The organism is Cohnella cellulosilytica, from assembly GCF_042431195.1.
GTDB lineage: Bacteria > Bacillota > Bacilli > Paenibacillales > Paenibacillaceae > Cohnella > Cohnella cellulosilytica.
This window is the reverse complement of record NZ_JBHMDN010000010.1, coordinates 213833-228885: the sequence shown is the minus strand read 5'-3', so window position 1 is coordinate 228885 and position 15053 is coordinate 213833. Positions and strand designations below refer to the sequence as shown.

The 15053-nt window shown below is 60.3% G+C and carries 13 protein-coding genes; 9 read left to right on the top strand and 4 right to left on the bottom strand.

The genetic code is table 11. The annotated features are described in order from the left end of the window. Positions 1 to 79: 79 nt before the first annotated feature. Entirely contained in the window at positions 80 to 958 is an 879-nt protein-coding gene (htpX, locus tag ACFFT4_RS07105) for a protease HtpX (protein WP_378046255.1), read from the top strand. Between the two features lie 64 nt (positions 959 to 1022). Here htpX and ACFFT4_RS07100 read toward each other — a convergent pair whose 3' ends face one another. The 3 genes from ACFFT4_RS07100 to ACFFT4_RS07090 form a co-directional block, all read right to left on the bottom strand. Further along, a complete protein-coding gene (locus ACFFT4_RS07100; protein WP_378046253.1) occupies positions 1023 to 2123 on the bottom strand; it encodes a sn-glycerol-1-phosphate dehydrogenase in 1101 nt (366 codons plus the stop codon). A gap of 2 nt (positions 2124 to 2125) precedes the next feature. Then, positions 2126 to 2929, bottom strand: coding sequence for an HAD-IIA family hydrolase (locus ACFFT4_RS07095; RefSeq protein WP_378046252.1), 804 nt, complete (start codon positions 2927 to 2929; stop codon positions 2126 to 2128). A 120-nt stretch (positions 2930 to 3049) separates the two neighbouring features. Continuing rightward, positions 3050 to 3829 (bottom strand): DeoR/GlpR family DNA-binding transcription regulator, encoded by a 780-nt coding sequence (locus ACFFT4_RS07090; RefSeq protein WP_378046250.1) that lies wholly within the window; start codon positions 3827 to 3829, stop codon positions 3050 to 3052. Positions 3830 to 4116: 287 nt separating this feature from the next. Between ACFFT4_RS07090 and ACFFT4_RS07085 the strand changes: the two genes are divergently transcribed. The 3 genes from ACFFT4_RS07085 (at position 4117) to ACFFT4_RS07075 (ending at position 8017) form a co-directional block, all read left to right on the top strand. Beyond that, the gene (locus ACFFT4_RS07085; RefSeq protein ID WP_378046249.1) at positions 4117 to 5109 is read left to right on the top strand and encodes a LacI family DNA-binding transcriptional regulator; all 993 of its coding nucleotides are present in this window, start codon (positions 4117 to 4119) and stop codon (positions 5107 to 5109) included. A gap of 24 nt (positions 5110 to 5133) precedes the next feature. Then, a complete protein-coding gene (locus ACFFT4_RS07080; RefSeq protein ID WP_378046248.1) occupies positions 5134 to 6108 on the top strand; it encodes an N-acetylglucosamine kinase in 975 nt (324 codons plus the stop codon). A gap of 601 nt (positions 6109 to 6709) precedes the next feature. Then, on the top strand, positions 6710 to 8017 hold the full coding sequence (locus ACFFT4_RS07075; RefSeq protein ID WP_378046247.1) for a 6-phospho-beta-glucosidase: 1308 nt from the start codon (positions 6710 to 6712) through the stop codon (positions 8015 to 8017). A 136-nt stretch (positions 8018 to 8153) separates the two neighbouring features. Here the strand turns inward: ACFFT4_RS07075 and ACFFT4_RS07070 are convergent, their stop codons facing one another. After that, complete coding sequence (locus ACFFT4_RS07070; RefSeq protein ID WP_378046246.1) at positions 8154 to 9317, bottom strand: hypothetical protein; 1164 nt, start codon at positions 9315 to 9317, stop codon at positions 8154 to 8156. 183 nt (positions 9318 to 9500) lie between these two features. Here ACFFT4_RS07070 and ACFFT4_RS07065 point away from each other — a divergent pair, with 183 nt between their 5' ends. The 5 genes from ACFFT4_RS07065 (at position 9501) to ACFFT4_RS07045 (ending at position 15048) form a co-directional block, all read left to right on the top strand. After that, a complete protein-coding gene (locus tag ACFFT4_RS07065) occupies positions 9501 to 11786 on the top strand; it encodes an ATP-dependent DNA helicase (RefSeq protein ID WP_378046244.1) in 2286 nt (761 codons plus the stop codon). A 670-nt stretch (positions 11787 to 12456) separates the two neighbouring features. Next, positions 12457 to 12699: a helix-turn-helix domain-containing protein gene (locus ACFFT4_RS07060; RefSeq protein WP_378046242.1), complete on the top strand. Its 243-nt coding sequence runs from the start codon at positions 12457 to 12459 to the stop codon at positions 12697 to 12699. 6 nt (positions 12700 to 12705) lie between these two features. Continuing rightward, the gene (gene def, locus ACFFT4_RS07055; RefSeq protein ID WP_378046241.1) at positions 12706 to 13224 is read left to right on the top strand and encodes a peptide deformylase; all 519 of its coding nucleotides are present in this window, start codon (positions 12706 to 12708) and stop codon (positions 13222 to 13224) included. Positions 13225 to 13467: 243 nt separating this feature from the next. Continuing rightward, positions 13468 to 14673 (top strand): MFS transporter, encoded by a 1206-nt coding sequence (locus tag ACFFT4_RS07050; RefSeq protein ID WP_378046239.1) that lies wholly within the window; start codon positions 13468 to 13470, stop codon positions 14671 to 14673. A gap of 24 nt (positions 14674 to 14697) precedes the next feature. After that, complete coding sequence (locus ACFFT4_RS07045) at positions 14698 to 15048, top strand: DUF3243 domain-containing protein (RefSeq protein WP_378046237.1); 351 nt, start codon at positions 14698 to 14700, stop codon at positions 15046 to 15048. Positions 15049 to 15053 lie beyond the last annotated feature (5 nt).

The following is a 15053-nucleotide window of genomic DNA, read 5'->3' as shown; positions in this document are numbered from 1 at the left end:
GCATTGGGGCGTTCATCCGTACATAATGATTAACAACCTCTTATTCCGCAGGAGTGGAATGGGGATCGAGGAGGAGCCTATGAAGCGCATTCTGCTGTTTATTTTAACCAACTTGCTTGTCATGGTGACGATTGGCATCATCCTGTCTGTATTCGGCGTCGGCTCGTACTTGAACGAGTCGGGCGGCATCGACTTCGGCTCGCTGCTCGTGTTCAGCGCCATCGTCGGCTTCACCGGAGCGTTCATCTCGCTGGCGATGTCCCGCTGGATGGCCAAAATGATGATGAGAGTCCGCGTGCTCAAGCCCGAGGACAACCTGAGCTACGGGGAGCGACAGGTCGTCGATATGGTCCACCGGCTGTCCCGTGCCGCGGGCCTGGCGCATATGCCGGAGGTCGGCATCTACGAAGCGGACGAAGTGAACGCGTTCGCCACCGGCCCTTCGAAGAAACGCTCGCTCGTCGCCGTATCGACCGGCCTGCTGAACGAGCTGGACGAGGACGCGGTGGAGGCGATCATCGCCCACGAGGTCGCGCACGTCGCCAACGGAGACATGGTGACGATGACGCTGCTCCAAGGGGTTGTCAACACGTTTGTCGTCTTCCTGTCGCGCATCGCCGCCTGGGCCGTATCCCGCCTCGTGAAGGAAGAATTGGCCGGAATCGTGCATTTTATCGCTGTCCTCGTGTTCCAGATCGCCTTCTCCATTCTGGGCAGCCTCGTCGTTCTGGCCTATTCCAGACACCGCGAGTTCCATGCGGATGCGGGCGGCGCCCATCTGGCGGGCCGCGACAAAATGATCCACGCGCTGCGCGGGCTCAAAACCTACCAGGACCGCATGCAGGACAGCCAGCAAACCGCGTTCTCCACGCTGCAGATCAGCGGCAAGAAGAGAAGCGCGTTGTTCTCGACCCACCCGGATCTCGAGGAGAGAATCCGTCGTCTGCAGGCAGGCTGATAGCCGGGGAAAATAAAGGCCGTTCCGCAGCCAATCGGGGCATGCGGAGCGGCCTTCTGCGTCGTTAGTCCGATTCGTTGTACGCTCTAAGCAAGGTATGGCGGTTGGGGCGAATAAGGTGGGCCTCGCGCAGGCTGCGCTCCAGCAGCTCCCGGCCAATGCCGAGCTCCTCCGGAGCGGTCGGCCCGCCCGCCTGCTTAAGCAAGCGGCGAATGTCCTCGCCGCTTGGCATGCGGGAGATCGCCTCCGTCAGTGCCGCCCGATGCGCCTCGGGGAACAATTCCGGCCGCTCCCCGGCAAGCCTGCGGTACAGGTCGGAGATTATCGCGCAGGCGATGCCTACCTTCGCGCCGTGCAGCACCTGCTTGCGTCCGAGGCGCAGCAGCTCCATCTCCCAGTAATGGGAGAGATGATGCTCGGCGCCGGAGGCCGAGTGGGACTGGCCGAATTGCAGCATGGCGAAGCCGGATTCGACGAGCGCCCGCATCAGCGTCTCGACGCCTGGCGGCGTGCGGCGGCCGATCTCCTCGCTATGCGCGACGCACGACAGCAGCGCGCGCTCCGTCCGGTCGTACACCTCGCGCGAGAACGGCTCCCCGCCCGCCAGATGGCCGAACGTCCAATCGAACAACGACGTATATTTGCCCAGCATATCGCCGAAGCCCGCGGCGATCATCGCGTCGGGGGCCTGCGTCAGGATGTCCAGATCGGCGAATAGGGCGGAAGGGCCGATCGCGCCGATCGTTTTCTTCTCGCCGCGCAGAATGAGCGGCGCTCCGACGGAGTTGAAGCCGTCGACGGAAGGAGCGGTCGGCACGGATACGAAAGGGATGCCGACGGCGTAAGCCGCAAAACGCGAAATATCGTGCAGCGTCCCCGAGCCGACGGCGACGACGGCTTCCGCGGCCTCCTGGCGCAGCGCCAAAATCAGCTGAACGATGGAAGCCTCGTCGGCGATCACGTCGCCTTGGCGATCCGGTTCAATCCGCGTGGTCCGAGCTCCGATTCCTGCGCGCTTGAGCTCCTGCTCCAGCCGCTCCCCCGCCACTTTATACGTTGTCTCGTCGGCCGCGACGGCGACCTGCCGATAGCCCTGCTCCTTCAGATAAGGAGCGACTTTGCCCAGCGCGCCGGATTCAATCATTACGGGACCGTTAAAGGCCATAGCTATTCCCCCCTTGCCGATTCAAGCATCGGCCGAATGTCCGAGATCGATTCCCAGATGTAGTCCGGTCGTTCCTCCGCTGCTTCCGCGCGTTCGCGCGTCGTCGACCCGCTGAGCACGAGCGCGGTGCGAATGCCGGCCCGCTTGCCCAAGGCGATGTCGGAATGAAGGCTGTCCCCGATGACGAGACAGCGTTCCGGCGGCAGCCCCAGGGAGCGAAGCGCCGCATTGGCCATATACGCCGAAGGCTTGCCGACGACGACGGACACTTCCGCTCCCGTTGTATGGACGATCGCGGCGATCGTGGCGCCTACGTCGATGCACTCGCCTCCGTCTCCGGGGAACGTCTTGTCCTCGTTGGTGACAATCAGCCTGGCGCCGTTGCGCGCCGCCCGGAAAGCGGAGTTCAGCTCCGCGTAGGTCAGCGATTCGTGCAGCGTAATAACGAGCCAATCCGCCTCCTCGGGCTTGAAAGCCAGCTGGACTCCATGGCTCTTCAGCTCTTCGTGCAGCCCTTCGTCTCCGAACAGCCAGGCTTTGCTGTCCGGTTCGTTGTCCAGCAAATAAGAGGCGGTGACGGTAGAGGTCAGAATGATCTCCTCCGCCGCTGCCGGAATGCCCATCGCCGCCAGCTTCTCCCGGCACATTCTTCGGGAGTAGTTGCCGCGGTTGCTCAGGAATACGACTTTTTTGCCGGCGGCGCGAATATGCGCCATCGTTTCCTTGGCGCCTTCAATCGCCTGCGAGCCGAGGTAGATCGTGCCGTCCAGGTCGATAATCAGTCCGTCGATTGCGTCCAGCTTCATGCTGCGGTATCCCCCTAAATCGCGAGTTCTCTCTTCCTTATTGTCCTTTCGTTTGCCGACGAATGTCAACGATTGAGTGCGTTTGGCGGCGTTCGCATTCGCTTGCATACGAACATTCGTTTAGCGCCGTTTGCAATCGGCTATGAGCACTTCCGTGCTTTTGCATTGTTTCAGGAAGCCGGGATCGGCCTTGTCGTCCGTGACGAGCGCATGAATTTCGCCGAAAGCGATCGAGGAGGCGATCGATCTTCTCCCGAGCTTCGTATGGTCGACCAGGGCGACCGTTCGGCTGGCGTTGGCCGCCATCAGCTTCTTGAGCTCGGCCTCGTGCAGGCTGAAGTCCGTCATCCCTTCCTGGACGCTGAGCCCCTCCGCCGAAGTGAAGAACAGATCGGCGTGGATGCCGCTCAAAATATCTTTCCCCAGCACGCCTTCCACCGTCCTGGAGCCGACCCGCAGCACGCCTCCGATGAGAATGACATTGTTGCGCGGATTCCGGTTCAGCGTCGTCGCCGCTTCCAGACCGTTCGTTACGACCGTCAAATAGTTATGCCCGGTCAAGCCCTTGGCCAGCTCCAGAACGGTAGAGCTGGCATCCAGCAAAATGCACTGGCCGTCGTGGACGAGCTCGGCGGCCTTCCTGCCGATGGCCTGCTTCTCCTCGGAATTAAGCTGGCTGCGGGACGGGTCCCGCGAATCCCCCGCGAAAGCCGGCTGCTGCTTGAGCGGAATCGCTCCCCCGTGGGTTCTCTCCAGCAGCCCCTCATCCTCCAAAATGCGGAGATCGATCCGCAGCGTGCCTTCCGATACCTGAAACATGCGCGCCAGATCCTTGACGAGCACCTGCTTGTCCCGCTGCAGCAGCTCCAGAATCCGGTCTCTTCTATGCGAAGCGAACATGATCGCGTTCCTCCCTTGCGTTTATGTTCATTTTAGAAGAAACGAATGCAAACAACAACAAACGAAGGCGGAACGGGATGGGAATCCGCTTGTTTTTTTACGCTTTTGGAGTCTATAATAAATAGGGATAAAAGTTTAACCGCTTTAACTTTTGGGATTATTATAAATTTAGCGAATACGGTACCGTCCGGTCGGTATCGTCGTTCCATGCCCCAAAAGTTAAAGCGCATTAACTTTCGGGGCGGAGGCATTCGCAGGACATTTTCATCGCACAGGAGAGTCGGAGGATGAAGATTAACATTTTGGACGTTGCCAGAAAATCGGGATTGTCGGTCGTAACCGTATCGAGGGTGCTGAACAACTCGAGCTCCGTTCGTCCGAAGAACAAAGAAAAGGTACTGCAGGCGATGAAGGAGCTCAACTATCACCCGAACGCCTCGGCCCGCAGTCTGGCCCGCGGCCGGACGGGAATCATCGGGCTGATGCTGACCACGCTGGACGATTCGTTCTTCGACACGGTCGTGAAGGAGGCGAACGATCGGCTGGTCGAGCACGGCTACTTGCTGGCGCTGTCGGTTGCGCAGAGCTTCGGGGACGGGTTCCGGCGTTCTCTGTTTCAGGAGGATCGGGTGGACGGGGTTATTCTGCTATCCCCTACGGACGAGGACGAACTGGTTGCGGAGCTGCAAAGCAGGAAAATTCCGTTCGTGCTCATCGACAATTCGCGAGATCACCCTTCCGCTTCCTCGGTGATCGTGGACAACTTCAAGGGGGGCTACGAGGCGGCGAAGCATTTGATCGAGCTGGGCCATACCCGGATCGCCCATATCGTAGGACCCGACCCGTTCCTCAGCAGCCGCGAGCGGGAACGGGGGTTCCTGGCGGCGCTGGAGGAGGCGGGGCTGAAACCCGATCGCCTGGAGAAAGGGACGTTCGACATGGCGTCGGGCTACGGGATCGCGACGCGATGGATCGATGCGGGTGATCTTCCGTCGGCGCTGTTCGCCGCGGACGATTATATCGCGCTGGGCGTCGTCGACGCCTGTCTGAATCGCGGAATTCGGATTCCGGAGGAGCTGTCCGTCGTCGGGTTCGACGATCAGAAATTCGCGTCGGAGTTCCGGCCGAGGCTGACGACGGTCCGGCAGCCGGCGGACAAGATCGGCGCGGCCGGCGTGGAACTGCTGCTGGCGGCGATGAGCGATCCCGCGAAACGCCCGGCGACCGTAACCGTCGAGCCGACGCTGATCGTTCGGGAATCGACGGCAAGGAAACGATAACGAGCAAGGAGGAGACTGCGGATTATGAAGTATTATTTGGGCGTGGACGGCGGAGGGAGCAAGACGTATACGCTGATCGTCGACGAGCAGGGCTCCGTTGCGGGCAAGGGGCACAGCGGCAACGGCAACCACCAGATCGATTACGCGGAGGCGAAGGCGAACATCCGCGAGTCGGTCGAGATGGCTTTGGCCCAGGCGGGACTGACCCGGGAGCAAATCGAATTCGCCTACTTCGGCTTGGCCGGTGCGGACAGAGAAGCCGATTACCGGATTTTGCGGCCGATGATCGCCGAGCTCGGGTTTCCGAGATACGAGATCAATTGCGATACGATGATCGCGCTTCGCGCGGGGACGGACCGGCCTTACGGCGTCGTGCTGATCTGCGGCACCGGCTCCAACAGCGCGGGGGTTAACCCGGAAGGGCGCTTTTTCCAATGCGGGGGCTTTACGTATCCGTTCGGCGACTTCGGGGGAGGAGGCTCGCTGTGCATTGAGGCGTTTCGCACCGTCATTCGCGCCTGGGACGGCCGCGAGCGCCCCACGCTGCTGACGCGGCTGGTGCTGGACGAGCTCGGCTACGGCAGCGTGCAGGAGATGTTCGACGATTATTTGGACCATAACAAGGTGCCTCCGCTTCGGCTCGCCAAGCTGCTGTTTACGGCGGCGAAGGAAGGGGACGAGGCGGCTGCGGATATTTTGCGCGGCCAGGGAATCGAGCTCGGCAAGTCGGCTCAGGCGGTAATCCGGCGGCTGGCGATGGAGACTCTGACGTTCGACGTCGTTCTTGCGGGCAGCATCGTCACCCGGGGCGAAGGGGATTTCGTTCACCAGCCGATCCGCGAAGCCGTCAAGGCGGCTGCGCCCGCCGCCCGCGTCGTTACGCTGGAGGTCGAGCCGGTCGTCGGGGCGGTCTGGATGGCCGTGGAGGCGACGGGCATTGAGCTGCCTTCGGCCATTTACGAGCGTCTTCGCGGCATGGCGGAATTCAGCCTCGCATAGGAAGACGGCGAGCGGACGGGTTGACGGACCGTTAATCGGGTACCGCCAGCGCACCACGGCGATTTAACGGTCCGGGAGACCGTTAATCAGGTACCGCCAGCACGCCACGGCGATTTAACGGTCCGGGAGACCGTTAATCGGGTACCGCCAGCACGCCACGGCGATTTAACGGTCCGGGAGACCGTTAATCGGGTACCGCTATTGCACCACGGCGATTTAACGGTCCGGCAGACCGTTAATCGGGTACCGCCAGCACGCCACGGCGATTTAACGGTCCGGGAGACCGTTAATCGGGTACCGCCAGCGCGCCACGGCCATTTAACGGTCCGGGAGACCGTTAATCAGGTACCGTCAGCGCACCACGGTCATTTAACGGTCCGGGAGACCGTTAATCGGGTACCGCCAGCGTACCACGGCGATTTAACGGTCCGGGAGACCGTTAATCGGGTACCGCTACCGCACCACAGCCATTTAACGGTCCGGTAGACCGTTAATCGGGTAATCCGCCAGTTCGAAGGCGGTCTGCCATATCGCTTGAGTGGAGGCTCGCCTGGCCCGGGAAAATCGCATCGCGACTATTTAACAAGGAGAGGGAAGCGACATGGCGAACAAACAAGGTTTGAAGATCGCAGTCATCGGCGGGGGCTCCTCGTATACGCCGGAGATCGTGGAAGGTTTCATTAATCATTACGAGCGGCTGCCGATTCGGGAGCTGTGGCTGGTCGATATCGAGGAAGGCCGCCGCAAGCTGGAGATCGTCGGCGAGCTGGCGAAGCGGATGGTGGCCAAGTCCGGCCTGCCGATCGAAGTTCACCTGACGCTCGATCGCCGGCAAGCGATCGCCGGGGCGGACTTCGTCTCGACGCAGATGCGCGTCGGGCTGCTCGAAGCGCGGAAGTGGGACGAACATATTCCGAACAAGCACGGCGTCATCGGACAGGAGACGACCGGTCCCGGGGGCATGATGAAGGCGCTCCGGACAATTCCGGTGCTGCTCGACATCTGCCGGGATATCGAGGAGCTGGCCCCGAACGCCTGGCTGCTGAATTTTACGAATCCGGCCGGCATGGTCACCGAGGCGATCCCCCGTTATTCCAAGGTGCAGAGCGTCGGACTCTGCAACGCGCCGATCGGCCTGCACAAGTGGCTGAGCAAGAAGTACGGCACGACGCCGGACCGGCTGTACACCGAATTCGTCGGCCTCAATCATCTGCACTGGGTGACACGGATCGAAGTGAACGGCGAAGACAAGCTGGCGGAGCTGCTCGACAAGCGCGAGGAGTATTCCGGCAAGAACGTGCCCGCGACGGAGTGGGATCTCGATTTTCTGCGCGGCTTGGGCGGGTTCCCTTCGTATTATTTGAAGTATTTTTACCTGACCGACGTCATGCTGGAGGAGCAGCTTGAATCGCTGAAGACCAAAGGGACGCGCGCGGAAGTCGTAAAGCGCGTCGAAGACGAGCTGTTCGAGCTGTACAAGGACCCGAACCTGCAAGAGAAACCGAAGCAGCTGGAGCAGCGCGGCGGTGCGTATTACTCCGAAGCGGCGGTCAATTTGATGGTCTCGCTCCACAACGACAAGCGGGACATTCAGACGCTGAACGTGAAAAACGGCAGGACGCTTGACTTCCTGCCCGAGGATGCCGCCATCGAGGTCAACTGCGTTGTGACCGGCATGGGCCCGATCCCGCTCCCCGTTACGAAGGTGCCGGAGCAAGCGAAGGGTCTGATCCGCGCGGTCAAATCGTACGAGCGGCTGACGATCGAGGCGGCGATCTCCGGAGACCGCGAAATCGCGCTGCAAGCGATGGCCGCCCATCCTCTCGTGCCGTCCGTCAAGATCGCCAAAATCCTGCTGAACGAAATGCTGGAGCAGAACAAGCCGTATTTGCCTCGTTTTTTCCGGTAATCGACAAAACCGGAGGCGCATGACGTTCCTTTCGCCGTTGCTGCGGCTGGGGAGCGCATGCGCCTCTTTCTTAACCTGCAGGCGTTTTTGCTTGTGCAGGCGGCCTGTTCGCCCTCGGGAACGCGGCCTTTTTTTATCAGAAATCCGATTTTTCTTCCTGTTCTTCTTCCTTTTCCAGTCGTCTTCTTTCGATGCCTCTGCGGATGCCGAAGGCGATCGCTCCGCCCGCGTCGTCGTCGAGCTTCGAGTAGTTGGTTTTGTCGCTGCCTTCCGCCGCTTTGATGCTGTGCATCATCGGGTGGGGGCCTTCGTCGTATTTGCGGTCGTCGTTCACGAGCACGAGATTGCGCGAACGAACCTGGCCGATCGGGAAGCCTTGCTTGCCCGCTTTGTTGATTTTGTGCTCCAGCGCCGGCGGCTTGTCGTTGGCGTTCCGCAGATCGAGCGAGCCGGACGACAGCATTTCCTCGAAGGCTTTGGCGTGCTTCGCCTGCATTTTCTTGGCCAATATTTTCTTGCGGAAGTTGTTGCGTTTCATGAGATACTTGGCGGCTTTCGGCACCGATTTATTGAACTTTTTGCGATAGTCGGGATACTTGAGCGGAATTCGGTGACTCTTGGCCTTGCGCGCGGATTTGATCGGAATAATGTCGCGGTGCGCCGCGAACAGGACGGGATTGTCCCGCACGCTGACGACCCCGTCGCGATTGTCGTGAAGCTTGCCGACGTCCTCGAACGTCTCCCTTCCGATATCGTCGCCGTCTTCCTTGTCCTCCGCGACGCGGTCGGACAACGTCTTCAGCTCGTCCACGTCCGGGTAAGGATTCATAACCGAGAAAATCTGCTCCATCGCCCCGAGGAAAGTCCCCTCTTCCATCTCGCTCTCATTGTCCGATGAATCGTAGTCCAGCGTCTCCTGCACGTAATCCCGCGCTTCGCCGTCCTCTTTTCTCCCCATATACTCCTCGTACTGCTCCTCGGCGAACTGGTCCTCCCATTCCGCGTTGTCGTCTTCCGCCTCCTCGTCGTCAAGCTCTATGGCTTCTTCGCCGTCCGACCCTTCGTCGTCAAGCTCCGCAGCCTCTCCGTCCGACTCGTCCTCGCTCCATTCGTCCTCGTCGATGTCCGAATCGGCTTGGCCCATCAGCTGCAGCGCGGCGCCGTTGCCGATCGACCCGAGAAAAGGGAACGACGGCATCGTGCCGGGAACGTAACCGGAGGCGTTCGTATTCGACGGAGCGGAAGCGGTTTGTTTCTTGCCGACCGAGAAAGCAGGCTTGCTTTTGGCATGCTTGGGCATATGCGAACCTCCGCTTGGCTTAAGGGATATCGATTGGATTCATCCATTTTTTTCTATTCTATCATTAAAAAGAAAGTCAGGGCGCACTTTTCTCGAAAAATAGGACGAGTTCGACGGTGAAGCGCGGCTTGATCGGCTTTATGGTACAATGGAACAAATGTTCTGTTGCGGGGAGAGCGCGTTATGACCGATACCCTATCCCTGTCCGTCAGGGGACTCGTAGAGCATGTGTTTCGCAGCGGCAGTCTCGACTCCGGCTTCCGGGCGGCAAGCGCGTTGACCGAGGGAACCAAGGCGCATCAGAGGCTGCAAGCGAAATACGGCGAGCGGGATCGCAAGGAAGTGTATCTGAGCGCGGAGATCACCTGCGGGGATCTTCTGTTCGCGGTGGAAGGGCGATGCGACGGCCTGCTGGTCGGGGAAAACGACGAGACGACGATCGAGGAGATCAAATCGACGGTCCGGGACATCGGAGCGATGGCGGAGCACGAGACGCCGGAAATGCATTGGGCGCAGGCGTGTTTTTACGCTTACATGTACGCGGCGGAGAGCGGCGTTGGCCGGCTGCGGGTCCGATTGACATACGTTCATGTGGATACGGAGGCAGTCAGAAGTTTTGAACGGGAGAAGACTCTGGCCGAGCTGGAGGCGTACGTTCGGGAAGCTGCAGAGGCGTATGCTCCTTATGCGCGCATGCTGGTCAAGAACAGGCGGCTCAGAGACGCCGGCATAGCGGAACTGGAATTTCCGTTCGAGGCTTACCGCGAAGGGCAGAGGAAGCTGGCAGGAGCCGTCTACAAGGCGATCGGTGAAGGGTGCAAGCTGTTCGCCCGCGCTCCGACCGGCACCGGGAAGACGGTGTCGACGCTGTTCCCCGCGATCAAAGCCATCGGGGCCGGCAAGCTGGAGCAGCTGTTCTACCTTACGGCAAGGACGATTACGAGAACGGCCGCGGAGGATACGCTGGCTCTCATGGCGGAGCGGGGGCTCGTCTTGCGGTCCGTGACGATTACGGCGAAGGAGAAGGTTTGTTTTCAGGATCAGGTCGATTGCCGTCCCGAACACTGTCCTTATGCAAACGGCTATTACGACCGGATCAACGAGGCGATCCTCGATCTGCTGGGCAGTGAGACGCTGATCCGGCGCGAGACGATCGAGAAGTATGCGCGCAAGCACGTCGTATGCCCGTTCGAAATGTCGCTCGACGCGGCCTATGGGGCAGATGCGGTGATCGGCGATTACAACTATATTTTCGACCCGAGAATTTCCTTGAAGAGACTGACGGGAGAGCGGAAGAAACGGACCGTCCTGCTTGTGGACGAGGCGCACAATCTGGTCGACCGCGCGCGGGAGATGTATTCGGCCGTGCTGGAGAAGCGGGAGTTCCTGGAGCTGGAGCGGGAATTCAAGGGAGTTCGGCCCTCGCTGCACGCGGCGGCCAAGGCGGTCAACAAGTGGTTTGTCGCGCTGCGGAAGCAAACCGGCGGAGACACGCTCGTCTCGAAGCAGGTTCCGGAGGGACTCGCGGAGCCGATCGAGGAGTTCGCGGCGCAAGCGGACCGGGAGCTGGCCGGCGGCGGCCCGGGCGCGGGAAGCGAGCGGCTGCTGAACGCTTACTTCGCCGCGGCGGCATGGCTTCGGACAGGCAAGCTGTACGATGAGCGCTACGTCGCGTATGCGGAGTTCGAGCGGAACGAGGTCCGGCTGAAAATGTTCTGTATGGACCCGTCGCATCTGCTCGCTCAGATGGGCAAAGGGTTTCAGGCGCACGTTTTTTTCTCGGCGACGCTGTCTCCGTTGGGCTATTACATGGAGATGCTCGGGGCCGAGGAGGAGGATTATTCGGTGACGCTCGGCTCTCCCTTCGACAAGGAGCAGTGGGAGGCGGAAGTCGTTCCCCTCTCGACGAGATATGCGGACCGGGAGCGGACGAAAGAGCAGCTGACTGCGGCTTTGCTGGATTTTGCGGGACGGAGGCGGGGCAACTATCTCACGTTCTTCCCCTCGTATGCGTATATGAACGTTATTTATGAGGAGTTTGCGGCGCGGTCGGGGGAAGAAGGCTGGCAAACGCTGCTCCAGACGCCCGAGATGGCGGAGGAGGAGCGCGAGCGGTTTCTGGCTCGGTTTGACGAGGCGAACGAGGGGACTTTGGTCGGTTTTGCGGTCATGGGAGGCATTTTCTCGGAGGGGATCGACCTGACCGGCGACAGGCTGAACGGAGTCGCCGTCGTCGGCGTGGGCATGCCGCAGCTCGGGCTCGAGCGCAACTTGATTCGCAGCCACTTCGACGAGTTGGGGGTGAGCGGCTTCGATTACGCGTATGTGTACCCCGGCATCAACAAGGTGCTGCAAGCCGGAGGCCGGCTCATCCGCACCGAGCGCGACCGGGGGCTGCTGCTGCTTGTCGACGACCGCTACTTGCAGCCGAAGTACGCCCGCCTGCTCCCGGAGGAATGGCGGGAATGATCGCGCAGGTGCGGGATAGCGGCCCGGCAAGGCGAATAACGTTCCGGCGGACCGCTAACCGGGCCGACCGCCCGACGCGAGACGATTAACGGTCCGGCGGACCGCTAACCGGTGCCGGACGCCCCACACGAGGCGAATAACGGTCCGGCGGACCGCTAACCGGGCCCGGACGCCCCATGCGAGACCAATAGCGGCCCTTTGGACCGTTAACTGGGCCCGGACGCCCCCCACGAGGCGAATAACGGTCCGGCGGACCGTTAACCGGGCCCGACCGCCCAACGCGAGGCGAATAACGGTCCGGCGGACCGTTAACTGGGCCCGGACGCCCCACACGAGGTGAATAACGGTCCGGCAGACCGCTAACCGGGCCCGGACGCCCCACGCGGGGCGAATAACGGCCCGGCGGACCGCTAACCGGGCCCGGACGCCCCACGCGAGGCGAATAACGTTCCGGCGGACCGTTAACTGGGCCCGGACGCCCCACACGAGGCGAATAACGGTCCGGCAGACCGCTAACTGGGGCCGACCGCCCTACGCGAGGCGAATAACGTTCCGGCGGAACCCAAAAGGGATCTTGTGAGCGCCTGAGCATTATGATATATTAGGTGTCACCTAATATTTTAAGGCGCTGGTTAAATAATTATAGGTTAGGCGGAGAGGAGATCGCGGGATGCTGGAGTGGGTGCTTCGCAGAGTCATGCTGGAGAGAGGCGTATGGTCGGGCGCGCAGCTGCTGCGGCTGCTGCAGGATAAAGCAGGTTACCGGCTGTCCGCGCCGTCCGTCAGCGCGCTGATCAACGAACAGCCCAAGCAGGTGAAATGCGAGACGCTGGACGCCCTGTGCACGGCATTGGAATGCTCGCCCGGAGACCTGTGGATCCACACCTCTCCCGATCAGACGAAAGGAGCTTAAACAAAAGTGTCCGTATTGCCTATCGTTCCTTTCGGGGAATCCATTTTACGGAAGAAGGCTAAGCCCGTAGAGACGGTAACGCCGAAAATCGCCAAGCTGCTCGACGATATGGCGGAGACGCTGTATGCGGCGGAAGGGCGCGCGGGGCTGGCCTCGCCTCAGGTCGGCATTTTGCGGCGGGTGATTGTTATGGACTGCGGCGATGGCTTGATCGAATTGATCAATCCCGAGATTATCGAGACGAGCGGCGAGCAGGAGGGAGCGGAGGCCTGCCTCTCCTACCCCGGTTACCACGGCTTCGTGAAAAGGGCGAACTACGTCAAAATCACGACGATGAACCGGCAGGGGGAGACGATCGAGCTGGAGGGGGAAGGTTTTCTGGCCCGGTGCATCCAGCACGAGATCGATCATCTGGACGGAGTACTGTTCGTCGACCACGCTCAGGGACCTTGGCTGTTCGCGGACCAAACGCAGGACAAAATCCCGCTGCTGGACGTCATCAAGCTGACCAATCAGGGGCTGTAGGAAGACATGCAGAAGCATGAAACCAAAGGACCGTCAGGGACAAATTTTCCCCGGCGGTTCTTCCCGTGCTGCTGAGAAATCCCCTGCAAATTATAGCCGTACGCGCGGCGCACGGCGCGGAATTTTTTCTTCATACGCGTACTTTCGGAAGCTGCCGGAGCGGGATGATGTGGACGAGCTCGACATATGCCTGCATAATAACAATCATGAGCCGTTATTCAGTCCTGAAAGGAACGGAGCGCAATGACGAAACGACAGCCGCTTCAATTGCACATTCTGAGAGTATTCAATTTCGTCATGTACGGCTCTCTCGCCGTATACGGTGCTTTTTTCTCCCTGTATCTGAAAGACATCGGCGTCTCCCCGATCAAGATTGGCGCTTTGCTCGCGGGAGGACCGATCGTGGCCCTGGTGGCCAATCCGCTGTGGGCCTATTGGGCGGATCGGATGCGCAACAATCGCATCGTGCTGATTCTAGCTTTAATAGGCGCGTTCGCCACTATGCAGGGAGTGTTCTTCACAGACCACGAGCCGCTGATCTACGGGGCGATCTTCGTGTATTTCATTTTTCAGAGTCCGTTATTTACGCAGAGCAACAGCCTTATTCTAAATACGATCGAGGGCACGCGGTACAAGTTCGGAGCTTTTCGGATGTGGGGATCGCTGGGCTGGGCCATCACGGCCGCGGCGGTCGGCCCGCTGATCGGTTATCTGGGCATCTCCAAGCTCTGGGTCGTTTTCGATGCCGCGATGCTTGTGGCGATTGCCGTTGCTTTTCTGCTGCCGCGCGGCAGCGAAATGCCGAACGCGGGTGCCTCGAACAAAGCGTCGTACGTTCAAATTTTCGCCAACGGACCGTTTCTGGCGCTGCTTATCGTCGGAGTGCTCGTATCCGTGCCCAATTCGATTAACGTAACGTTTGTCGCGTTATATATCGATCAGTTGGGCGGCTCGACGTCCGTGGTCGGCTGGTCCATGTTTGCGACGGCTTTTCTCGAAGCGCCGGTGTTTCTGCTGATGGACAAGTATATGAAAAGAACCGTCAAGCCGATGGTCGCCTGGCTGGTCGTGGCCAGTCTGCTCTATACGGTTCGCTGGGCGCTGATGGGCGTGGCGGATACGTCGATGCAGATCGTGGCCATTCAGTTGATGCACTGCGCGACCTTCGGCGTTTACTACTACGTCGGAACCCAACTGACGTCGCTGCTCGTGCCTGCGGCGTATCGTTCCTCCGGACAAGCGATCTACGGTCTGACGTGGGGCGGGGTATCGGGAATTATAGCGGGAACCGCCGGGGGCTGGATGTTCCAGGAGCTGGGCCCGCAGACGATGTACAGAATCAGCTCGGGAATCACATTAGTGGGTACGATCGCTTTTTGCGTCATGCTGAGGATGGTTTCCCAAAGAAGGTTCGATCGGCGTGCGGAAGGGAACAATATGGGGGCATAACCAATCAGCGCAAGGAGGATTGAGATGTCCGAACATAACCACGTGGTCGACAAGGACGGAGATATCGCGCCGGATCAGGTAGGGGACGCCATCGCCAGAATCGAGCCCGCGGAACGGGATCGCATTCTGAGCAATTTCGAACGGTTCAAAGGTTATCTTCACAAACGGATCCGCATGGCCGAGAGCATCGGCATGAACGAGGAGCAGATGGCGATCATCGCTCAGGAGGTCGCCGGCTATTTGGCAAGCCACGAGGAGCCCCGCAATAGCGAAGAACTGCTGCTGCAGGAGCTGTGGAAAGCCGGGACGGAAGAGCAGCGGCATGCGCTTGCCCACATGCTGGTGAGGCTGGCCCAGGAATCTCGAACGCACTAAAGCGA